The sequence below is a fragment of the Serratia rubidaea genome (assembly GCF_016026735.1).
Classification (GTDB): Bacteria; Pseudomonadota; Gammaproteobacteria; order Enterobacterales; family Enterobacteriaceae; genus Serratia_B; species Serratia_B rubidaea.
The window spans coordinates 3317175-3340173 of sequence record NZ_CP065640.1 but is presented as its reverse complement, the minus strand read 5'-3'; the positions used below and the strand labels follow the sequence as shown (position 1 = coordinate 3340173).

16 protein-coding genes and 2 pseudogenes are annotated in these 22999 nt (G+C 56.0%); all 18 read right to left on the bottom strand.

Going from position 1 to position 22999, the window contains the following annotated elements; translation table 11 throughout:
- Nucleotides 1-14: 14 nt before the first annotated feature.
- The 18 genes and pseudogenes from I6G83_RS15590 to I6G83_RS15500 all read right to left on the bottom strand — a co-directional run bounded on the left by I6G83_RS15590 (nt 15) and on the right by I6G83_RS15500 (nt 22998).
- A complete protein-coding gene (locus I6G83_RS15590) occupies nt 15-1355 on the bottom strand; it encodes a VasL domain-containing protein (protein ID WP_062778988.1) in 1341 nt (446 codons plus the stop codon).
- A gap of 68 nt (nt 1356-1423) precedes the next feature.
- Nucleotides 1424-1795 carry a DUF1283 domain-containing protein gene (locus I6G83_RS23745; RefSeq protein ID WP_390901458.1) on the bottom strand — a complete coding sequence of 124 codons (372 nt, stop codon included), beginning with the start codon at nt 1793-1795 and terminating at the stop codon, nt 1424-1426.
- 101 nt (nt 1796-1896) lie between these two features.
- The gene (tssE, locus tag I6G83_RS15580; protein ID WP_054307895.1) at nt 1897-2343 is read right to left on the bottom strand and encodes a type VI secretion system baseplate subunit TssE; all 447 of its coding nucleotides are present in this window, start codon (nt 2341-2343) and stop codon (nt 1897-1899) included.
- 23 nt (nt 2344-2366) lie between these two features.
- A pseudogene (locus I6G83_RS15575) lies at nt 2367-2465 on the bottom strand (phosphatidate cytidylyltransferase); the annotation flags it as partial.
- A 186-nt stretch (nt 2466-2651) separates the two neighbouring features.
- Nucleotides 2652-4247 carry a type VI secretion system protein TssA gene (gene tssA / locus I6G83_RS15570; protein ID WP_054307894.1) on the bottom strand — a complete coding sequence of 532 codons (1596 nt, stop codon included), beginning with the start codon at nt 4245-4247 and terminating at the stop codon, nt 2652-2654.
- A gap of 251 nt (nt 4248-4498) precedes the next feature.
- A complete protein-coding gene (tssH, locus tag I6G83_RS15565; protein ID WP_054307893.1) occupies nt 4499-7144 on the bottom strand; it encodes a type VI secretion system ATPase TssH in 2646 nt (881 codons plus the stop codon).
- 1092 nt (nt 7145-8236) lie between these two features.
- Entirely contained in the window at nt 8237-8710 is a 474-nt protein-coding gene (locus tag I6G83_RS15560) for a hypothetical protein (RefSeq protein ID WP_054307955.1), read from the bottom strand.
- Nucleotides 8711-8753: 43 nt separating this feature from the next.
- A pseudogene (locus I6G83_RS23575) lies at nt 8754-8978 on the bottom strand (type VI secretion system Vgr family protein); the annotation flags it as partial.
- A gap of 389 nt (nt 8979-9367) precedes the next feature.
- A complete protein-coding gene (locus I6G83_RS15550; protein WP_054307978.1) occupies nt 9368-10117 on the bottom strand; it encodes a hypothetical protein in 750 nt (249 codons plus the stop codon).
- Between the two features lie 48 nt (nt 10118-10165).
- The gene (locus tag I6G83_RS15545; protein WP_232238921.1) at nt 10166-10777 is read right to left on the bottom strand and encodes a hypothetical protein; all 612 of its coding nucleotides are present in this window, start codon (nt 10775-10777) and stop codon (nt 10166-10168) included.
- The gene (locus I6G83_RS23570; protein ID WP_169802938.1) at nt 10774-12093 is read right to left on the bottom strand and encodes a hypothetical protein; all 1320 of its coding nucleotides are present in this window, start codon (nt 12091-12093) and stop codon (nt 10774-10776) included. The genes I6G83_RS15545 and I6G83_RS23570 overlap by 4 nt, the downstream gene beginning before the upstream one ends.
- Nucleotides 12093-12650: a DUF4123 domain-containing protein gene (locus I6G83_RS15530; protein ID WP_054307981.1), complete on the bottom strand. Its 558-nt coding sequence runs from the start codon at nt 12648-12650 to the stop codon at nt 12093-12095. The genes I6G83_RS23570 and I6G83_RS15530 overlap by 1 nt, the downstream gene beginning before the upstream one ends.
- A gap of 1 nt (nt 12651) precedes the next feature.
- Entirely contained in the window at nt 12652-14967 is a 2316-nt protein-coding gene (locus tag I6G83_RS15525) for a type VI secretion system Vgr family protein (RefSeq protein ID WP_062779023.1), read from the bottom strand.
- Nucleotides 14968-14978: 11 nt separating this feature from the next.
- Nucleotides 14979-15503, bottom strand: a complete 525-nt coding sequence (gene tssJ / locus I6G83_RS15520; protein WP_054306589.1) for a type VI secretion system lipoprotein TssJ — start codon at nt 15501-15503, stop codon at nt 14979-14981.
- Between the two features lie 31 nt (nt 15504-15534).
- Entirely contained in the window at nt 15535-16614 is a 1080-nt protein-coding gene (gene tssG / locus I6G83_RS15515; RefSeq protein ID WP_054306588.1) for a type VI secretion system baseplate subunit TssG, read from the bottom strand.
- Nucleotides 16578-18347: a type VI secretion system baseplate subunit TssF gene (gene tssF / locus I6G83_RS15510; RefSeq protein ID WP_054306587.1), complete on the bottom strand. Its 1770-nt coding sequence runs from the start codon at nt 18345-18347 to the stop codon at nt 16578-16580. Before tssF ends, tssG begins: the two co-directional genes overlap by 37 nt.
- 84 nt (nt 18348-18431) lie before the next feature.
- On the bottom strand, nt 18432-21812 hold the full coding sequence (locus I6G83_RS15505) for an ImcF-related family protein (RefSeq protein ID WP_054306586.1): 3381 nt from the start codon (nt 21810-21812) through the stop codon (nt 18432-18434).
- Nucleotides 21813-21837: 25 nt separating this feature from the next.
- Nucleotides 21838-22998: a hypothetical protein gene (locus I6G83_RS15500; protein WP_054306585.1), complete on the bottom strand. Its 1161-nt coding sequence runs from the start codon at nt 22996-22998 to the stop codon at nt 21838-21840.
- Nucleotide 22999 lies beyond the last annotated feature (1 nt).

Here is a 22999-nt window from a genome sequence, read left to right as displayed (position 1 = left end):
GCCGTTGCGAGACGCTAGCGCGCGTCGTCCGGCATCTTTTCCGCGCTGGCGGCATGCTGCAGGAAATAACGCGCCTGCAGCTGCTCCAGCGCCAGTTCCGCCTGTTTGCGCCGCGCCTCCGAGGTGCCGACGCCATAGCGCCGCAGACGCTCCTCCGCCGGCGGGTGGCGGTTAAACGCCTGGGTAATGGCGAACACCGACGACTTCAGCTCGCTGACGGTCATATATTTACCGTGCTTTTCATCCAGCCCGTTCAGCCGGTTGGTCAGCTGCTGCAGCCGCTGCATACCGTCGCGCCAGCCAAGGAGCGAGGTTGCCGGCAGCGCGTTGGCCTCCAGATGCTGCCGCCACGCCTGCTGCATGGCCGCCACGTCGGGGCTATCCGGCCACAACACCTGCGCCTGATCCATCAGCTGCTGGCCATAGCGCAGCGACCAGTCCGGCGGCAGCGTCATCAGCCACTGCAGCTGCTGGCGGGTTTGCTCCGTCAACGCGTCGGCCTGCGGCGGCGTCTGGCGCAGCGCGGCCAGCTGCTCCCTGGTCAGCGCGCCCGGCAGCGGCGTCAGCGAGGCCGTCAGCCGTTGCTGCGCCGCTGACGGCGCGTTCAGGCGGTGCCAGCCCCACAGCAGCAGCCCGCCGGCCAGCAGCGCGCTGCAGACGCCGGCCAGAAACGGCCGCACGGCGCGCGGCGTCGTTGCCGTCCTCTCTCCCGTCGGTTCCGGCGGCACCACCAAGACCAGCCGGTCGGCAGCGGCGGCCGGCTCATCGGCGTGGCTGACCACCGCCTGCGGCGGCAGCGCGACGGCCGGCTGTTGCCCTTCGTCGCGCGGCATATTTTCCAGCCGGGTAATCGCCTGACGGACCCGCTGCTGGATCCCTTCCGTGCGGCTGACCTGCTGCAGCTCGTGGCGCGCCAGCGTCTCCGCCAGCCGCTTCAAGCTTTTTTCCAGCTGATACAGCCGTTCCAGCTCATCGCGATCGTCCAGCGCCAGCGTGCGCAACACGTTCTGCAGCCGCTGGTTAAGGCCGATAATAATCTCCATCCGCGTATGAACGCCGGCCGGCCACATCACCGACCACTGGTAGGCCGTCAGCGCATTGACCAGCGCCAGCCCCTCCTGAATGCCCGCCAGCCCGGCAAGATGCCCCCGCGCCAGCGTATACCAGGCCGCCGTCTGCAGATCGACGCCGTTATGTTCGAACAGCCGCAGGCACAGCGTCTCTACCGTGCGCCACTCAACGTCCGGCCGCGCCGGGTGCGACAATTTCAGCAGTTCATCGCGCAGCACGGCATAGTCCGGCAGCGCGCGCGGGTCGTCGCCGATTTTTAGTTTACGTTCAGATGGAGACTTCATGGCAATAACTCATATCAATGAAAGAATAGACGGGTAACAAATATGCAATGACCGAACGGTGAAATATCTCAGTCAGTGATAACTCGCCCGGTAGCGCGGTCTAAACAACGTTCGCTCGTCGCTTCCCAGTACGCATTGATGTTGTTGCTATTCATGCATCGCTCACGCATCTCAGACGGTGATACGGCAGAGCGTAATGTGGAATCAGTGCCCTTTCTTTCTGCCGTCGCTCCCCCGCCACTGGTTTTTTTCACCCCATTCATGGTTCTGCCCGTTCGGGGTTGCGAAGCGCTATCGGCCGGAACAGATGCGGCTTTCTTTACCGGCCGCGCCTGCTCAATAGGCTGTACTCGCCGACTTTTTGTCCCATGGCAGTGATACTCGCCAGTTTTACGGTTGGTATGGCAGCCATTCGCATCAGTTCTGCCAGGATGCGCCATGGAAGGCATGCTGACACTGACGCAAAGTAATAACGTTAATTTGATACTCGTTCGCCATTTCATTCCAAATGTCCTTATCAAGAACCGACATGATAAAAATGTTATTGATTATCCAGGTATCGTTGCTGCTTCATATGCCGCAGCAGGACTTTGCCCTCCGGCATAAATTCGGTGCCGTAGCGCACCAGCCCGACGCCTTTCAGCTCGGCGTCGATGGCGTAGCGCAGTTCGCCGGGCGTCGCCTGCTCCAGCATCACCACGCTGATGCCTTTCAGGCGCGGCTCATACTTCAGCAACACCTCGGAGAGCGTGGTCATCAGCTGGTGCGCCGTGCCGGGCATGCCCTGCAGAATTTTGCTCATATCCGGCAGGCCGTAGTCCGGCAGATGGGCCAGCGTACCGGCCCGGGCGTTGAGAATGCGCTGCAGATTATCCAGCACCGATAAAATCACCTGGTTTTCTTCGCTGACCAGGGGCAGATCGAGGCCGCCGCTAAAATTGCCGTAGAGCATGTCGTATAACGAGGGGGCGTGGTGAAGGTGCGCCATTGCTTATCCTTACGGGTGACAAATCAGGTGAAGTAAAATCTGACGATGTGAAAGAATACCGGCGCGGCGAAGCACAAAGAGTCGATGCGATCCATCATGCCGCCGTGGCCTTCTATCATTGCGCATGATGCGGTACTGGCAGACAGTGCGTTTTTCTCCTACCGGGCAGGAAGGTAGCGCATTTCCGCATCGAAATAGCGCAGGGTTAAATCATCCATATTTTTCAACGTCCTTTTTTGGCGAACAAATGTGCCGGCGCCAAAGGCACAACATGTCTGAACTTTATGGTATTGGTCCCCGGTATCACGTTATCCGCACAGCACCGCCGCCCGCAGCGGATCCAGCTGAATTAATCCGCTCAGCAATGCCTCCATCTGGGGCTGCAGCCGCTGCTTATCGCTGTCGTTACGGCCGGCTCTCATCCTCAGCAGACGCAGCAGACGCGCCTTAACCTCAAACGCCAGTTCCGGCTCCCAGTGCGTCAGGGTCAGCGCCGTCGCGGCGCCGTCCAGTTCGTGCAGCAGGTGCGTCGCCAGCTCATTCTTGCCGTACTGTTCGGCCACCCGCGCCATCAGCAGGCGCAGCAGCCAGCGACGGCGGGCGCTGTCGGCGCCCGGGCGGTTCTGCAGCCAGCCCAGCGCGGCATCGATACCGTCTTTATCCGCCAGGGTCAGCGCTTCCGGCTCCAGCAGCAGAATGTCATCCTGCGCGGGGGCGGCCGCGCTTTCCATGTCGTCGCCCCATCCCTCCGCACTGTCCAGCACGTGCTGGTTTATCCAGTTAAGCGTGACTTCATCCGCAAAGGGGCTGCCGTCATTCCAGGCCAGGCTTTCCACGCCCGGCAGGCGATGCAGCACGCCCCGCAGATCCTGCCGCACAATGTCCGCCCAGGCTTCATGCATGCCGCCGATGCGGGTTAACGCCTGGTACAGATACCACTGCAGATCAAGCCACAAATGGTTTACGCCTTCGGCAAACATCCGATCGGCCTGCTCCAGCAGTTCCGGCCAGCTTTGCTGCAGATACAGCCGCTTCAGCTGCGCGCGGTAATCCGCCTTCGGCGGCACCAGGCGGGTTCTGCCGGCCGCATCCAGCGCCGGCAACTGGTGCAGGGTGTCCCAACGCACGCTTTTCATCAGCCGGTGAGCGGACAGCCAGCCCTCAGGCTGGTCATGCAGATACTTCGCCAGCCGTTTGGCCTGCTCCATCAGCTCACGTCCGGATGAGATCGCCGCTGTGACGCCGAATACGCCGCCGCCCGCCGGCAGCGGCTCATTGCCACCGCTGTTTTGCGGCACGACGGCCTCCATGCCGCCGGACTGCGCCATACGGTTTTCCAGCGCGCCATACAGCGCGCCAAGTTCAGGCCGCGCCGCCGCCTCCCAGGCTGCCGTCTCCTGCTCAATCAGCGCCAGCGCGCCCACGATCTGTTTAAAGTCATCCTTGCTGACCTCCGGGTACAACGACAGCGTATCAAGCACGCGGTTGCCCGCCAGCCATTCCAGCGCCGCTTTACGCGGCCTTTCACGCCGCGGATGAATCTCCGCGCCGAAGCGCGCCAGCAACGCGGCGAGCAGCGCCAGCCCCTGGGCAAAGCCGGCTTCGCCGTCCTGCTGCAAACGCGCCCAGGCATAAAACGTGGCGACGCGAACGTCTTTTCCGCCCTGAACCAGCAGCTTTTCCGCCAGTGAACAGATAAGTTCGCTGTTTACCCCGGAAAGTTTGTTTACTTCTTCACGTATCAGCTGAAAGTCATCGTCGTAACTGATGTCTTCGCCGGCCGGCTGCAGCGCAGAGACCGGCTCCAGCCAGCGCGCCCACAGCGTGAGCGATTGTTGCGTATGCTGCATCAGCACCTGCGGCGCAGCGCCGCAGGCGTTAGAAAGAGTTTCCAGTGTGGCCATGGTGCATTCCGCCAGGTGTAGGGTCAGTGGGTACGGGTATCAGGCGAGGACGCCGCCGCGCCTGAAGTCAGAAAGATTGCGTCCGGCAGGACAACGTTGCGCAGTTTCAGCAGCGCCAGCGTACGCGTCATCGCCTGCGAATTGCATCTCTCAATATGTCTATTCGTGGTGAGCGTAGTCAGTCACTCTGATGCACAACCAGCCCGCCAAACCTGCCCATGCCGGAGCCGGGCAGGTACGCCGTTTTGCACTCACATGTCAGCCGCGCTTTCTGCATCAAACGCCAACACAATCCCTTCCTCGTCATGCCAGTCGAGGGTCAGAGCCTGGGGTTTCCGCTTCGCCGCCATCTGGCTTAACAGCTGCTGGCTGAGCACCGGCAGCAGCTGCTGGTTGAGCAGGCTGTCGACGTTGCGCGCGCCGGTATCCGGCAGCAGACAGGCGGCGGTCAGCGCGTCGTACAGGCCATCGCCGATCTGGGTGGCGAGACCGTAGTGGCGCTGCAGCCGCCGGCTGACCTGCTCCAACTTCATCTGCACGATGGTGCGCATCGCCTCCGCCGCCAGCGGCCGGTAAATCACCGTCTGGAAACGGGCCAGCAGCGCCGGCTGGAAGTGGTCGCGCAGCAGCGGCCGCAGCAGCTCCTGCAGATCCGCCTCCGTGGCCTGCGGCTGTTCGTCCAGCAGCTGCATGATGTGGTCGCTGCCGAGGTTGGAGGTCATCAGGATCACGGTGTTGCGGAAGTCGATTTCGCGTCCCTCGCCGTCGCGCATAAAGCCGCGGTCGAACACCTGATAGAACAGGTTCATCACGTCGCGGTGCGCCTTTTCCACCTCATCCAGCAGCACCACGCTGTACGGCCGCTTGCGCACCGCCTCGGTCAGAATGCCGCCCTGGCCGTAGCCGACGTAGCCCGGCGGCGAGCCTTTCAGTTGGGAAACGGTGTGCGGTTCCTGATATTCGGAGAGGTTGATGGTGATCAGCGATTTTTCGCCGCCGTACAGGCAGTCGGCCAGCGTGAGCGCGGTTTCGGTTTTACCGGTGCCGCTCGGCCCCACCAGCAGGAACACGCCCTGCGGCCCGTTTTCGCTGGTCAGGCCGGTTTTGGCGGCGCGCAGCCGCTGGGCAATAGCGTACAGCGCCGTATCCTGCCCGACCACCCGCCGGCCGATTTCCGTCTCCAGACTCAGCAGTTCGTTCTGCTCGTCCTTCATTAAGGAAGATAGCGGCACCCCGGTCCAGTCGGCGATCACGTTGGCCACGCTGCGGGCGTCAACGTCCGCCGTGAGCAGCGCCTGCTCGTGGGGCAGCGCCGCCAGCGCCTGCTGGACAGTCGCGATCTCCGCCTGACGCGCGCCGTCCGTACGGCACGCCAGCAGTTGACCAATCAGTTCCTGCTCCTGACGGTACTGGCCTTCCAGCTGCGCCAGACGCTGGTTCAGTTCCGCGGTCTGGACGGCGATGGCCGCCAGCCGTCCTTCTTCTGCCGGATTGCCGACGGCAATATCCGCCAGCAGCGCCTGCTCTTCCAGCGTCAGCGCGGTAACGGCGGCCTGTGCGTGGATGATCGCTTCCGGCACGGTATCCAGGCTCATGCGCACCCGCGCGCTGGCGGTATCCAGCAGATCCACCGCCTTATCCGGCAGTTGGCGGCCGGTGAGATAGCGGCGGGAGAGCGTGACGGCGGTGCGCACCGCCTCATCGGTGATATGTACTCCGTGGTGCTGCGCATAGCGGGATTTCAGGCCGCGCAGCATCAGACAGGCGGTGGCGTCGTCCGGTTCGTCCACTTTCACCATCTGGAAACGACGCTCCAGCGCCGCGTCGCGCTCGAAGTACTGTTTGTATTCGCTCCAGGTGGTGGCGGCGATGGTGCGCAGTTCGCCGCGCGCCAGCGCCGGCTTCAGCAGGTTGGCGGCATCGGCGCCGCCGGCCTGATTGCCGGCGCCGATAATGGTGTGGGCCTCGTCGATAAACAGCAGCACCGGCGTCGGCGACTGCTGCACCGCATCGATAATGTTTTTCAGCCGCTGTTCAAACTCGCCCTTCACGCCGGCGCCGGCCTGCAGCAGCCCGAGATCCAGCGTACGCAGGGTGACCGGCTGCAGGCTGGCCGGCACGTTGCCCTCGGCAATGCGCAGCGCCAGCCCTTCCACCAGCGCGGTTTTCCCCACGCCCGGTTCACCCACCAGGATCGGGTTGTTTTTACGCCGGCGGGAGAGAATGTCCACCATCTGGCGGATCTCGGTATCGCGGCCGAACACCGGGTCGATCGCGCCGGCCCGCGCCTTGGCGGTGACGTCGAGGGTGAATTTATCCAGCGCGCCCTGTAGCGCCGGGGAGAGTTCGCCCGCCTTTAGCTCAGCGTCCGCCGCAGGCTCCGCCACCTCGGCGCAAGTCTGCGCCAGCCCGGCCTCCTGCTGCACCTCCGGACGCTCTTCCGACTGCGCATCCAGCAGCGGGCGCAGGCGCTCCAGCTGGCTCTGCCCCAGCGTCAGCAGCGGCCACAGACCGTCGCAGCGCGCCAGCGCGGGCTTGCCCACCAGCGCCGTCAGCAGGTGAACGCTGCGGATCTGTGTCTCGCCGGCCAGCGAGGCCAGCAGCCAGGCCTCCTGCAACAGCGTCAGCAGACTGTCCGCCAGTTCCGGTCGCCCACGTACCGAGCGCGGCAGGCCGTCCAGCCAGTTCAGCAGCGCCTGCCAGATCTCATCCATATTCCATTCGTAACGCCGCGCCAGTACCGTCAGGTCCCCTTCGCCCTGCTCCAGCAGCTTCAGCAGCCAGTGCTCCGGCAGGATCTGCGCATGGGCGCGGGTCTGACACAGCGACGCCGCCCCTTCCAGGGCGCGGGCGCAATAAGGATTAAGACGGCGTAACAGGACAGCTGAATTTTCCATAATTCTCTCTCTTGATTAATCGGTTCCCGGGCACGCTACCGCCCATCGCTGTGTACCAAAGCGCATCAGGTCAGATTGCCGGATTGTGATCTCTTTGCTGAATGCCCGCCACGGCAGACGTTCAGCAAAAATAGGCGACAAGAACGACCCATTAGGCTATTTCCATAAATAATTCGCGTCGCAGGGAGACGGCAGATTTGCCCTGTGACCGAGTCATCAAACGCTCCTGCGGCGCGAAGTGTGACGGGGAATCAGCCGATGACGCGTCCGTTCCAGAAGTCGGAATGAATGATGTTGCCGTAGTTTGTAGCCCCAGATGATTTTTTCGTAACGCAGCTCGGGGAGGGGTTATCCCTGTTTCAGGCAATGAATAGAAATGCACAATGCCACTGAGGGATAAAAACAGAAAGGCTGAGTTGCCAATACGGTACATCCCTGTTTATGTCCGCCGACGTAATAAATATCCGGGGTCACAACAAGCGCTTTATCCATTAGCGACATAACACGGCACTCTGTTTTTTCTGAAAAACAAAAAATCCAGATAATTACCTATAACAGGAGTTTAAAAACGTTGAAGGCATGATTGAAAATCAATATATGTAACAAAACATTTCTTCTTCCGCCATCACACAAAAGCAACCATCAGATTGATTTACAAGAAAAATCTTAACAATTGCTGCCAAAGCCCCGTGGGGTAAGGGTAGGCGTAAAATGAAAGACGGATCATAAAATCATAGATTGTGCAAAATACGCCTGATAAAAAAGAAATATCCTAAGGTTTATTTTTTACTAAAAATGAGATGCCCGTTGCCATTTTTCTTTTCGCCAACGCGCCAAAGAAATAGCGCTGAGTTAAATAACGATAGCTGAGCGGCTTCATTAACAGGATTAATCACTTTGCACTCACAGCAAGCTTATTATTGCCGTGCGATATGATTAACTCTGTCAGCAATCGTCAGCATGCCGTCCCGACATCCACGTGCCGGGGCAGACGTCGCCGCCACAACCTGCGAAACGAAAGGCGCTTCATCGACGGTACTGGCCGGAGGTTCATAGCGCCGGAATGTATATACCGGCTCCAGCGCTATTCAGTCACTGTGGCAGCAGGCTATCAAGCAATTCAAAAAAGACCGGCTCACAAAACGCAACCCTGCGGCTGCCCGGAGAGACGGACGGCATATATGTCCAGTCAGGCGCGTCACACGAGCGCATAAATAAACGCCCCAGGGACCTACGGTCTCCTTGCGCATAAAGGGTAATATCGACACAGCCGGTTACCCCCTGCCCATATAAAAATGAAGGAGTGAAGGTTACCAGCCGCTCCTGATAATGGATCCGGATACCGGAAATGCGAAATGCCCCCGCCCCTAGAAGCAGTTCCACCAGAGGAACCTCGGTGCTTTCCACCCGGATGCCGGTCTGTTCAAGCCAACCCTCTATGGTTTCCTGCAGCTGAATCATTCGCTGGCGAAATTCTGCCATATCCGCCTGCCCCCGGCTTGTCGGCTGGCTCAACCCCGTCTGGCTGGCCTGAAGCTTTTTAAGAAACTGCGCTTTTGCTGACATGAGTTACCTTATAATTCTGTTCCAAAGAAAAACTCCACAAACGGCTGCCGTCCGATTCCAGCACGCCACCCGGCGTCAGCTGTGCGGCGTTGCTGAACAGGTGCAGTCTGGCCGAGCTGTTCAGCTCGCGCTCATGGTGAAGGCGCGCATAAAACGCCCCGCTTTCGGTTTCCGGCTCTGACGTGCCGTCATCACCGGCGTCCAGGAAAGGCGCGGCATAGCGGTAGTGTTCTCCCGTGGTGGTGGCGCTATTTCTAACGGTAAACGCCGGTACGGAACCGGATCCCCACCTCAGAAAGAACACGCTGTATAAACTGCAGGTCGTAATGCTGCTTTCAAAATTATTCAATTGAGGGATAAAACCTAGATATACCTAATCAGGGTAATGGCCCACTAGTCGATAATTCCACCTCAATACTTTTACCACATAAAAAATCAATCAAGCGTTCCACATTGAATATTTACCTTGAAAAGATCGCTCAAACTTATCTCCCAAAAAAATCAGATAACCCCCCTTTCATTACATAAATAAAAAATATAACAACCGGCCAAAAGACATAATATAACGCCGAGTAAAACACATCCCCACCTTTCAATCCCTGTACCTTTTAAAACCCCCACCACTATATTTAACTTAGGAAATGGAATTATATAGACTCATACTGAATCATGCTTAAAATGAAAGCATGAATATATTGATGAGATTTTATAGTGACTATTTTCCTTGTCACCATTAAAGAAGCTTAGCAACGGGGGGATAATAAGGTGAGATCGAAAAAAATCTTTATCAAACCCAACCCCAAATAAAAACATAATCACGATGAAGTATGTTTTACACACTTCGTCATTTAAATTATATAGTTCAGAATGAACATCTGAAAGCATTATTAATTCATCTACGGCATTAGCGCCTACAAATGAATAGCGCTGAGGATATAAATCATTTAACAGTTTATGTAAACTCCCATCCCCATCAATTAAACGAGAAGGCAAACCATTGACATCTAAATTCTTAAAATTAGCCTGACTTTCTTTCAAATAAACACATCCCATACCGTGGGCAGAGCTACAGTACTTCTCCACTAATAAGTAAATTGCCATACTCTTTTCTAACTGTGGAAGTTCATGTTCAATGTTGTTTTTTAACCAATAATAAAGCGGATCATACTCAAACCCGGTTCCAAACATTATTGTCATATCAACATAAAAGCGTACTGGTCCCCTTTGCGTATATCCAGACGTCTTCGCCGACATAATAATATTTTCAAAATGTTTATTGAGTGTCTCCTTATCAAACAAAGGAATCAAGTTAGGGAAAATGATTCGACAATGCTCGTAGAGTTCACTTATATACCTTGAAAATGACAACTCTTTAAGTGATAAAACCTGACTATCAGTGAATTCCATGAATCGTTTATCCTTTAAATAAATCCATAAGGCCGATTACACTGCATTTTACTTTACCGGCTTACCCTCTTTGAAGTCCTTGTATGAATACCCAGCAGGTAATATTGAATGCCAATAGCCTGATTTTCTTACGGCACTGCCATATGTCATAAAAATAGGCTTCCCATTGATAATGGTCCTTAGCAGTTCTACTTCATATTTATTTCCTTTATACAAAAAAAATATTAGAAAATAATCATCAATCGGTGTTAATGATTCGTTATTAAACTCAGTCCTCAAATACTCACTAGAAAGTTTACCATCCATCAGTTGGAAAAAAACTTGACTATCTAAATTGTTAAGAGCAGCGAGCTCAGGAATATCATCTCCAGCATTATTTATGGCTTCCTGTATTCTTGCCGTAATCCCGAACACATTTAAATCATCTATTGGTGTATAATTGAGATTTAATAGATAGAAGTCATCAATTTTAATATATTGTGATGTTTCAAGCCATTTGCTCGCATCTATCCATTTCTTCCTGCTTGGCCATTCATGATCATTTTCGCTTTCTGGAATTACAAATACAGCCATTTTATTAGACTGTGCATACATATAATATCCTCCAACACTAAAAACAATTAATATAAAAAACAAAAACCATCTGAAATTTAACTTCATAACAACTTCCACTCGGTTGGCTGGTATGGTTGTAAACCTTTCTTTAGTCCGGCAGGAGTATTACCTGTTCTTGGATATCGCCAAGATCCGTTAGGTGATATAGGCCCGCCTATTTTTTCATTTTTTGTTCTTTCTTTAAGATCGATATGTCTTCTGACATTCACATCATAGTCACTTGGAAGCTCTGGAGGTTTTGCATGTATATTACCTTTAGCTTTCTCTGCTTTATAGACATCCATCTCATATTGATATTTTTTTATAACATCCCCATAACTACTAGCCTTTTTAATTTCTTCCACAGTACCATAAATACCTACATAGCTGGATCTCATTTCGAGGGCATTTACCTTTACATCCCAACTGTCAGCCATTTTCTGTGCAGGGCTTAACTTCTGTCCTGCATCCTTATTATATAAATCACCAGCATCAACAGATATCCCTGCTCTACACGCATAAGTTGTGATTTCTGCATCATAATCAAAAATTGACTCATACACATTCTTAATATCATTAATAGAAAACTCTCCAGCTTCTACATCATTTCCTGCATAATGAAAAGACGCAATATTGATGATGCCATGGCAAAAAAACACCATCTCCTTGATAAGCCTATTTTTACTTTTTCTTTTTATCAAAAAATCAACAAACTCCTCTTTATTCTTTACATATACAATGCGGGCATGATGCCTTTCTGTATATTCATTTATTTTACCAATATCATACTCAGTATATCCTTGTTGAAAAACCACCATAATACGCTGTACAGAATAATTATCTTTACTGGCCGGAGGAAACTCACACAGTTGACGTATTCCACAATTAATAAATCGATATTGGTTGCCCTTACTCTCCGCCGTCAGGCCATATCCCCCCTGCCAGCGCCAGTCTCTTGGCGCCGTTCTTGCTCCAACCACTGTGATATAGTCATAACCGCTACAGTATGGCACCTCTTTTTCAGGATAGTCTGGCATGGTAACCAGTGATATTTTTCTTTCTTCAATTTCGCCCAGCGAGCCAAAACTCCCCCCACGCTTCCGGAATCCCTCCGATAATTTTCCGACAAGGGCGAAGAAAAGCTCTGGTTTTGATGTTTTAAACCGTTCCGTTTCACCCCTATCATTGGTTTTACCCCGTTGATTAGTCGTATTTTTAAAATGGACGGACCAAGGAACCCCCTTCAGAACGACAGCATCACCATTCACGGGCACAAGCTTAATTTGGTTAGTAAACTCTTGATTACACTGTCCTGCAGGCTCCCCCACTTCACCAGTGCAATTTGTCATTGAGGTAGGATCTAATGGTGAGTTGTCAGTCATTATAGTATATCCCTATTTTCGTTTTGTTTGTTTTCCTGGGTTGTTATTTTCAGTACTGCATCATGATAATGAAAACTGTTTATGGCGCCTTTACTCAGAAAAAGCCATTGTCGCGTAAGTTTCATCAGGTTCTCGATTTGAAAGGGTAATAAAATTTGAGGTAGTAGTAACAGAACCCGACAATCGTAAAACCGAAACAAACCCGTTTCCTTTGAAGGAAAGGATATCATAAGACAAGACGTTAAATGGGCTGCCAGCGGATATAATTCTTTCTCACTTACAATCCATGATACTGCTGGGTGTTTTTTTTCAAGCACGAAAATATTCGAAAGCTCATTCATTGATAACTGCTCAGCATCCATTAACCACGGGCCTGCAAACGCAATAGATCTGTCTTCAGGCAAAGTTAAAAGAGGCCGAACAATCTTGTTTTCTTCTATTGGTCCACCAAAAGCTCTTTCATACTGAATGCCATCCACCAGAGCATATATCTTCACGACATCTGATTTTTTCCTGCTCTCAGTTAGCGCCTGAAAAGCATAATGTTGATCCCGCATCTTAGTTGCCTCGCATAACAACGGGTGTACCATTCATCGCAGCATCCATCAGGCAGCTCAGGCATAACCCTTTATCCCTGAATGGAAGCGGCAACGTCTCTGCTCCCGTCGTCACCGATCGCTTAATCTTCCGCGTATACGTCGTGTCCGTACCGTATTCTATCTTTCCGCCCTCAATCTTCAGGTAGCTGCCGCCGCCAATTAAGGTCACTTTCTTCTTGCCTGCGAACAACATATCCGCTGCCGATATCAGGCTCAGCTTCTGTTCTGCGCTGATGTGCATCGCGCCGTTTTGCGCCTGTATCTGCACCGGGCCTTCGCTGACGTTCAGGCTCAATGAGCCGGTTCGGGCAAACAGACCAACGCTTTCCCCGGCCAGTATCGCGGTGCTGCCTAATGCCCCGCTGCTAAAATCCCCACCCGCGTTCAGCGCCACGTTCTGAGCGGCGGTCAGCTGCATATGCTCTCCGCTGCTGAAGGCCACGCCCTGCGGGCCGTAAACGTGGATCATCGCGTTCAGCGGTTTCAGCCGCTGGTCGAACATCGCAATCTGGCTGGCGATATCGGCCTCCAGCGCCTGCGCCTGTTCTGCGGCGGCGGCCAGCGCCTTCAGCTGCTGCTGACAGACTTCGATCTCCTTCAACGCCGTGTCCATATCCAGCACCTCACCCGCCGCTTTATGCTGTCCGTCGGCGGTGATGAACAGCCCTTTCGCCACGCGGATTACGCCGTATTCATCCGTTCTGAGCTCAAAACCGGCGCCCCGCCGTTTATTCTGCTTGTCAACGAGATGTCCCTGGCTGAGCTGCGTGCCGCCGAATGGCGTCGTCAGCGCGATATGCTCCTGACCGCGCTGGTCTTCCATCCGCAGTTCGTTATCCGCCGCCGTACGCAGCACGTTCTGACTGCGGTTGTCGCGGGTGACGATGTCCTGATGTTTCGAATCATGAAAGGCGTGGGCAATATACGGACGGTCGATATCGCCGTCGTCATACGCGATACCCACCTCCGTGCCGTCAATCAGCGGCATATGCCAGCCGTAGGTATCACCGGCATACGGCTTTGCCTGGCGTATCCACAGGTAGTTGTACCCCGCTTCAGCCTCTTCACGGCTGAAGTCCAGCTTCACCCGGTAACGGCCATGATTGTCGAGGTGCGCGTAGGTATCATTTTTCTCACGACTCTCAATACGCGCCGGCAGCGTGCCGTTCATCTTCGGACGCGGTTTTTCCGCTGGACGGAAGCAGAACCGTTCACTGTACGGCATGCCCCACACCGACACATGCAGCCGCGTGTCGCGGGCGGCGCGATACGTGACAAACGTGATGAGCATACCGTCTTTCAGGTCATTCAGCCTGCTGCCGTCCGCTTCCAGCACCCCACCCGGCGTCAGCTGTGCGGCGTTGCTGAACAGGTGCAGTCTGGCTGAGCTGTTCAGCTCGCGCTCATGGTGAAGGCGCGCATAAAACGCCCCGCTTTCGGTTTCCGGCTCTGACGTGCCGTCATCACCGGCGTCCAGGAAAGGCGCGGCATAGCGGTAGTGTTCTCCCGTGGTGGTGGCGCTGTTTCTGACGATAACGGTGGAATTCATCGGCGTGGTCGCCGTGCGATAGTTGTAATCGCGCGTGCGGACCAGCCCGGTCACCGTGTTGTGCCAGGTGCGCAGCCCCCATACGGACTCAGTGGCACCGTCATACAGCGCAGACGGCTCCTGGTAGGGCAGATGTTGACCAAACTGATAGAACTGCTGACTGTCGGCAAAGGTCACCGTATCCAGCCCGGTGACATCGTTCACCCCGCTGCAGAACCAGATCCCCACCTCGGAAAGAATGCGCTGGATAAACTGCAGGTCGCTTTCCCGCCACTGGGTAATGAGCTCACGCTGTGGGTAGGTACGTTCCAGGCGGAACGCAAAGTCTGAACCTTCCAGACCATGCCTGCGCAGCACCTCCTCCACCAGCTCCGGCACGGAAAGGTTCTGGTACACCGCACAGCGCCGGGTATAAGAGAGCAGCGCCAGGCGGGATGAGAGCGTCACGCTGTAGTGCGTCTGATCCGCGGTCGACCCCAGCCATGCAAACGCCGTAATCACGCCGTGAACTTCCCGCCCGCTGCTCATGCGCAGCGTAGCGTATTTCAACAGGACATCTTCTGCCGCCACATCGTCCTGCGGCGTGGTGAACTCGATGCGCCAGGCAGACGCCGTGCTCAGGGCTTCACGCCCGTAAAAATTCAGTACGTCCGGTTTTACCCGGCTGTCGTTGATCTCAAGCTGGTAACGAGCCTGTCCGTCGAACAGCGCCAGCCAGTTATCCATTGCCATTGTCGTCACTCCTTAACCGGGACCAGGGTCAGGAAGCCATTGCCCAGTTCGATGGTGCGCGGCTTATCCGGATCCAGCTCATCGCGACTCAGCACCAGCCGCCAGGCGTTATCTTTCATATCCGGGCGATTGAACAGCCCGATAACCGCTACATATTGCGCTTCTTCATCCATCGGCATATTGAGCATCATGCTGCCTTTGGGCATTACCAGCAAAGACTTGCTCGCCACCCTATCTTCTTTGAGCACGCTGTCGGCATTCCGCAGCAGCGCCTGGTAGTCGGCAGCATCCACCTTCTGACGATCCTTGAGCTGATAGATACGCACCATGGTCGCCAGCGGCGTCTGCGCTTCATCCGCATTGGCTGCCGAGCGCGGTTCAAAATCGAGGTGCAGCACCTTAATTTTTTTGTAGAAGATGGATTTGGTCATGCTGACCGCACCGTCGGAGACGGTCTGGCTCAGGCCGCAACCGGCCAGCAAACCGCAGAGCGCGAGCAGAGCAACCTGTCGCAGGGAAACAGATGTCATTCAGGGATTCCTTTCAGAATAAACAGCAGAATTAGTCGAAGCGGTAACCGCCGTCCTGTGCCGGACGCAGCGGCTCGCACTCCAGCCCTTCGTAGCACCCCAGGCTGACGGTCAAATGGCTGTACTTGGCGGGCCGGTCATTTTTCAGCCCCAGAATGCCGGTACGCCCAAGCTGGATGCGGCGTTTTTGCCCAAGACGCGGCTCCGGCAGTACGCTTACGGGAACTGTCAGACGCAGACGCACATCCGAGCGATAACCCAGATACACCCGCAGCAGCACCATCAGATCGGTGTGCAACTGGCCACCGGGGAGCCAGCCTTCAGTCTCGCTCGGATTGTTGGTCGCCAGCATCAACAGAATACGGCTACAGGCTTCTTTGCCGGTTTTACCGAGCGTGGCGCGCTGTGACAGGGCCACCCGGTTTTCTTTCCCCAGCCCACTGCGCTGCGCCACCTGTACTTTTACCGGATCCGGGCTGATGATGGTCGCGGTAGTGTCCGGGGCCAACAGGCTAACCAGCCGGCGAATACCTTCGGCATTGCGGGTCGGCAGGCGCATCGTACCGAGCAGCGCCAGAAAACGGGAAACCGGGGTTGCGATATTTTCAGCCGTACCGGGGATCCCCAGCCCCACCAGTCCCAGCAGACATTGTGACGTTTCATCCGTCCCTCCCGCTTCAAACGTCGCCGGGTAAGCGTATTTACGCCAGATACGGTAGTACTGCGTAGTGATTCGATGGCTGAAGATATCGAGAAAGGCCGCTGTCGCTTCAGAACCTTCCCGCCGCTGGGCGATATCGTCCAGATAAGCGGTCGGGAGCGGCGAATCCACACCGTACATTCCGAGGAACGTTGTGCGAACCGAGGGCGGCAGCTCAGGGTGGTCTTCGTCCGTTTCAACAGCGCGCAGCTCACTGGCAGGGAATCCCATCCCCGGCCACGGGCGAAAGCGCACCGGATCGTCAGCGGGTTTCTCACCGGTACCCAATAATGGTGCGCCGGCATTCTCCTGTTCAAGCAACTGGCAGAAGCGGTAAAAGTTAACCCGCCAGATATCCCTGCCAAGTAGTTCGGTCAGCCTGGCACGTGCAGGCTGTGATTCTCTTTCCATCGCAGTCGTTTCCCTGTCGGTTGCAGTACCAACGTGAGCTGATTAAAGAGGTGAACATCGGCATACAGCGCAAAGAAACGGTGCAGCATCTCACCAAACAGATTGACGTCGCCCTCACCCGCAAAATTATCCGCATTGAGCGTAATTTCAATGTCCACACCGCGCAGCATGTAGCCACGCTCAAAGCGACGCACCAGCGTGTGTTTCACCGCTACAATGGCTTCCAGACGGCGGCGGTTCATCTCATCATCGGTCCAGTCATACAGCGCCAGTGTGCCGCGCAGCACGTCCGGGTTATCCATCATGCTCAGGAAGCTCGAACCCAGATGACTCATGACCCGCCAGTGGAAGCGATCGTTCGCTGGCGGATAAAGCGGCAGGGTCGGTGCGGTGAGATTAATAACCTTTACCGCCGCCTTACCGGCCTTCACCACCCGATCGAGCAGCGTGCTTTCCAGCGCCTTGCGGGGCAGTTGCCCGTTGGTGCCGGTGATGCGCATGGAAAGTGATTCAGGCTTTTCAGAGAGCTGCTCCATCTCAAACGACCGCCCCCCGAGGATAAGCCAGGTGTCATACAGACCGGACGGACCACGCTTTACGCGGGTGTGGAAATAACGCTCTGGAGCATCGTGGCGCATCATGCCGCCGCGATGGCGGAAACTGGTGAACGGCACGTAAGGGTGTTTGCCATTTTTCACTGCGCCGTGAATGTTATCGACGCTGTATATTTCTGTATGACCATCCTGCACACGCAGCGGGCGCAGCAGGTACTCGTTTTCCAGCGGGTCGATGGTCAGCGGATCAGCCTCCATCGTGAAAAGGTTAATCACCGGCGAACAATGCAGCCGAAAGTTTTCTGTTTCAAACGGCATATCGGACGGCCAGCCGCCATCGAGCACGATGTCGGTTTCAAACCAGGTGGTATCCTGGTTAAGACCGGCCAACTCCAGCCCGCGCAGCTCAACAAACATAAACTTCTGGCGGAAGCTGAAATACTCCAGCAGCAGCTGATAGCCGCTGAATGCAGAATCGCCTTTCGGCCACAGACGCTCGTTATCTTCAAAGCCCATCGGCTTACACCAGCCGTCAAAGCGGATACGCTCAGTATGCGTCGCTGCATGACGGACATACATCGCCTGCACCCGACGGGTCAGCGCCAGATGCAGGGCTGATGCCACCGGGCTTTCAGCATCCAGATAAAGGGCGATTTTATCAATGCCGCTTTTCGCCCAGTCCACCTTGCTGCTGCATTCAAAACGCAGGCGAATGGCGGCGCGCCCGTCAGGCTCAGTTTGCAAACGGGCATCGGCCAGATGAACTGGCTGCAGGGTAAGGTCACGGGTCGTGCGGTACTGGCATACGGTCTTGTCCGGCCCCACCGGACGTGACAGTACCGAAAAGCCTTCCGGCAGAATCTCCGCCTGCTTCATCAGTTGCCATTCCGGGTCAAACGCCACGATGGAGAGTGACGGAATGGTGCGCATATAGTGTGGCCAGAGCAGGCTCACCAGCCCTTCAGTCAGCTCAGGCAGGTCATCATCAAGCTTTTCACGCAGACGCCCCATCAGGAAGGCAAAACCTTCGAACAGACGCTCGACGTACGGGTCGCGGGCGCCGGTTTTATCCAGATTGAGCATGGCTGCGCGATCGGGATGGGCGCGGGAAAATTCTTTGCCGGCTTCGCGCAGGTAGCGCATCTCTGCTTCGTAATAGCGCAGGGTTAAATCATCCATGCACGGTTTCCCCGAATGTCGTGGTAGTTAAAAAAGAGAAAATCAAACGCACGCAGAGCCAGCCGTGCTTTTGCCATCGCCATCTTATTTCCCCTCGGTGGATGCAAAGGTATTATTCACGGCGTCTGCGCTCACCGAGAAGATAGAATCCGGTAAGCGGAAGCCCTGCAGTTTCAGCAGCGCCAGCGGACCATCGCCCAGCTCGCTGCGCATAATAAATTTCAGCGGGTTACCATCCGGGGTGATCCACACCAGCTGAGTGCGGCTGCTGTCGAGCGGGGTAATCAGCGCCTTATCGAGCAGACGAATAAAGCCCCAATTCCCCTGATGGTGTTCATACAGGCGCATTTCCGTATTCACACTTCTCCAGCTAAGATCCACGCCGGGATAGTAGGTGTTTCCGGGCCAGGTAAAACTCTGCCAGCTTTCCATCTGGTTGAAGTAGTCCAGACTCTGGCCGTCCAGCGTCAGCTGCATGCGCGCAACATCCCGTGAAGGACGCGCCATCAGTTCAAAATGAACGCCCGCATCACCCTGTGCAAAGATAATGTCAGCGATATCCGCCAGTTGGTTGACAGCCGTAAGGAACGCCGGATTAACGGTCATGCCCTGACTTACAGAGGGATTGACCACCCAGCGACTACCTTCCTGGTGCAGGATCCCGCCAAGGTTGGTTTTGAGGAATGCCGCGATACGGCCGGAATCACCACGCAGGAACTGCGCCAGCAATGGCAGTGAGGCGTCGCTTCCCGTGGCCTTAAACGGATAACGCCCGGCAAACGCCGTGTTCCACTGGGCGACAATTGTACTCTGCCAGCGGGTGTTCAGGCTGCCTGCCGCCGGGGCCAACACCTGACGCCATGCCAGATCAAGCGGCTGTACAAACAGCGCCTGACCAAAACCGTTCCACTCCTGCCCAAGACTTGCCGCCGCCAGGCTGCCGTAATCGCGGGTATCCGTCAGATCGATGGCTTTGCCCTGGAACACCGTTTGCGCCAGCATCTGCGCCATCGCCTGCGGATCCGGCGCGCTGGTCACCTGCTGGAGTTTAAGGCGAACCTGCGTCACGCGCGCCAGCCAGGACTGGAAGCTGAGATTACCATTTGAGCCGGTGCCATCTTTCCCGGCCATCAGGCCATTGAGTGGCCCGAACACGCTATCCAGCGGCCCTTTTGGCCCCCGCGCTTGCTCGATAAACTGCTGCGCATTCTTTTTACGGCCCACCAGCTTCTTCGCTGAATCGACGATTGAATCCGCCAGCGCTGCGCCTTTGGCCCCGGTCTGTCCCTGCCAGGCCAGCGTGTTCATCAGCGCCACCAGCGGCGACTGGCGCACGTCCGCCAGCAGGTTGAGCTGGGCGATCGCTTCAGACAAGGAACCCGCCTCATGCCACTGAATACTGTTGGCCATATTCAGCCAGGCATTACCGAAGTCGCTAAAGTAACGCTCGGTCAGACGCTGCTTCAGCGCTTCCGGCGAGATATCGCTGCCAGCCTGATGGGTCTTATCCGTCAGCACCCAGTCGATTTCCGCACGGCGGGTTTTCGCCACCTCATCAATGGCGTTCTCGACCTGCTCCTCCCACGCCTGACGGGTGAACATGCCCGGCACCACTTCGGAAGTTGAGAACAGGGTTGACGCGTCGGTATCACCGGTCATGTCTGTCAGCGTTAAGTCCGGCCAGTTGCGGGCGATCCGCTGCAGCATCTCCTGGTATAAACCAGACTCCGCATTACGCTGTCCGATCTGCTTAAGCAAAATCTGACGCACGGTGCCGACCAGCTCTGCATCCGGCTTAATTTTCCACTCCGGATGTGCAGGCAGGTTCTGAGCATAGAACCCGAGCAGTTTGGGAGCCTGGGTCTGCCAGACGCTGGCTGGCACGCCGGCACGTGTCGGCCAGGCTTTCAGCATGTTGGCAGCAAGCCAGGAGGCATCTGCTTTATCCGGGCGCGCCAGCATCAGATAGCCTTTGAGCAGGCCATAGGCTCGCTGTGTCGCAGCACTACGGGCATCACTTCCCGGCGGCAATTGGACATAAGCGGTAAGCTGGTTATGCAGTTCATCCCTCAGCGCGTCGCGCATCAATGCCTGGTTGTTACGGGCATACAGCGGCCAGAGGACGTTCAGGGTGTCGCGATCCTGATTCAGACCAAACTTTGTGAACCACGGCGCACCATGGGCTTCTCTGTCCTGCAGACGAGCAATGGTCTGTTGCAGAACAAGCTGATTACGCAGGCGTTCAGCCAGCGGCTGTTTTGTATCAGCGGCTACGCGCGCCGTTGCCTGCGCCTGATAAATTTGTGCGCGGTTAACCACCAACGAAAGCAGCGTTCCCGCCCCCCACAGCAGCACGCATGCCAGCAACAGCAGGCGCAGAGCTCGCTGCCAGTGGAAACCGATTTTACGGGCGTGGACCTGAAGACAGTCTTCTTCCAGCGCCTGCCATGCAGGCGAACTCAGACGTGCATGCGGCAGCGTGGCAATCGCAGCCTGTGCAGGGCTGAACATCACCCCACGCAGGCGGTAAGGCGCCGGGCCGGTCATCAGGCCGGTCAGCAATGGCGTTAGCTGTTGTTTGAGACGGCCACGCAGTTGCTCGGATAACCGTAGCAGCCAGTCGTGACGGCTATTGCTCAGCAGCACCGGTATGCCCGCACGGCTTAGACGAGAAGAAAGCGTGGCCAGAGACTCAACGGCAGCGTCCGGTGCTGCCCCCGGTCCAAACAATGTACCTGTCGCCGGAACGCCTTCGCCTTCCTGGCTCCAGGCTTCCTCACGGATAAACCACAGCCAGACCGGGGCCTGCCAACCAAACAGCGAATCGGCTTTCTGGCGGCTGCGAACCAGCGTGTCCAGTGCAGCGGCATCCGGGAGCTGCGCACAGTCCATCACCTGTACAATACCGTCCACCGGGCGCTGAGGACGAACCGCATTCAGCACACCAACAAATTCCGGGTCAGGTGCGGCTTTTGCCAGTCCGGCATGAATAAGGATAATACCGTCGTTTTCCTGCCAGTGGTCATGCTTAAGCCCCGGCACCACTTTCTCGATGTGGTCATCGCTCCCCTGCACCAGCAGTAAGCGAACTTTGGCTTTCCAGCGACGGCCATAGCGCAGGCGGAGGTGGTCGATGAGCGGGCCGGAAGTAAAGCGCGTTGTATCCTCATCGGTGTGGGGAGCTAATTCCGGCTGGGAAGAATCCCCGACACCGCGACTTTCGTCCTCATTCTGATCGCCGCCTTTCTCCCCGGCGGTCACCGCCAGCATTTGTGCAAACCACCCGACGACCAGAATGACGATGGTCAGCGCCAGGCAGAAAATGATCACACCTGAATGGCTGAAAGGACCCACGCGCACCGTAGCGGCAGTCTCTTCCGGGTAAATCCAGAGAAAACAGCCGACTATGCCGGTAATACAGAGCGCCAGGAAAATAATGGATGCGAGTGCGGATGGTCTTTTCATAACGAACGGTAACAATCCCTGATTATTATTCTGGAGTGACAGCGCAGAGCTGTCGGTAATCTGGTGATGATTCGGTCACGACCAGTTGTGCTTCTTGGTCGGCAATACACTGACGGGCCGCGAGAATTAAAGCCTGCCAGGCTGCCGTCACGCCGGCGAAACCTGCCACGCTGTCGATATTGACGTAACGTTGCGCCGTCAACTCTGGCGCATAGTGGTCGCAGGCCGTGCTCAGCGTATCGCTGGAAGCAAGTTGACCACCGGTTATCCAGCCACGCAGTTGTGCGTCTTTCCCAAGACCGGCCCACAACATCGCGTGGCGCAGCGCATGGCGCATATCACCGGTGTGATTAATTTGCGGGCGATGAATTCGGGCTGATAGCAGCGGCGTGTCATTAAGGCGACAGTTAGTCATCAGCACCACTGCCAGAGCTTCCCCGGAGTCATCCGCAGGAACATCGTTCAGCTGTGCGCTGATCACCAGCAGCGCGGACGGTTTTGCATAGTGGTAATCAAGCCAGTAATCAATGATCCGCAGCCCTGAGAGATCACGGATGTGGATCACCGGCCGGGTAATCCCCGATAACCAGCTGAGGGAGATATCCGGCAAGTCTTCGGCCAAATCCAGCGCCAGGTAGCAGGTCATAGTTTCAGGTAACGTATCCAGCAACACGTTGATATGCTCCACCACTTCGTACTGGTATCCGTTCAACACGTCAGGCGCGCTTCCTTCTTCAGCTAATCGGGAGTGCCTGACGGGCTTTCCCGCTCCACGAGGCATCACGGGTTGCAGCACCGGCGTTTTAGCGAGTGCTGCGCTTTGCGTTGCCACATGCTGGCGCTCGAGGGCATTCACCAGATATTCACCGACAAACCAGGCAAAGCGCTGCCCGCGATTTTTATCATGGTCGTGACGGGCTTCGATCCTTCGGTTCGCCGCATCCTGCCCTACGCTTTGGTATTTGTAGCCCGCGCGGCGAGCCGAGAATATGACTCCCCAAAGCAGCAGCGGCAGCACAACGGCAAAAAGCCAGAACCCGGAGCCGGAACGCTCGCCCTCCCAGAACAGAAACGTCAGCCCCATCCCGACAGCCAGAACCACTACCCCGAAAATCAGCCAGCGCCTGGTCACCGGACGCGGCGGTTTGGCTCTCTTTTCCGGGATCCTTTCCAGAATGACGGGCATA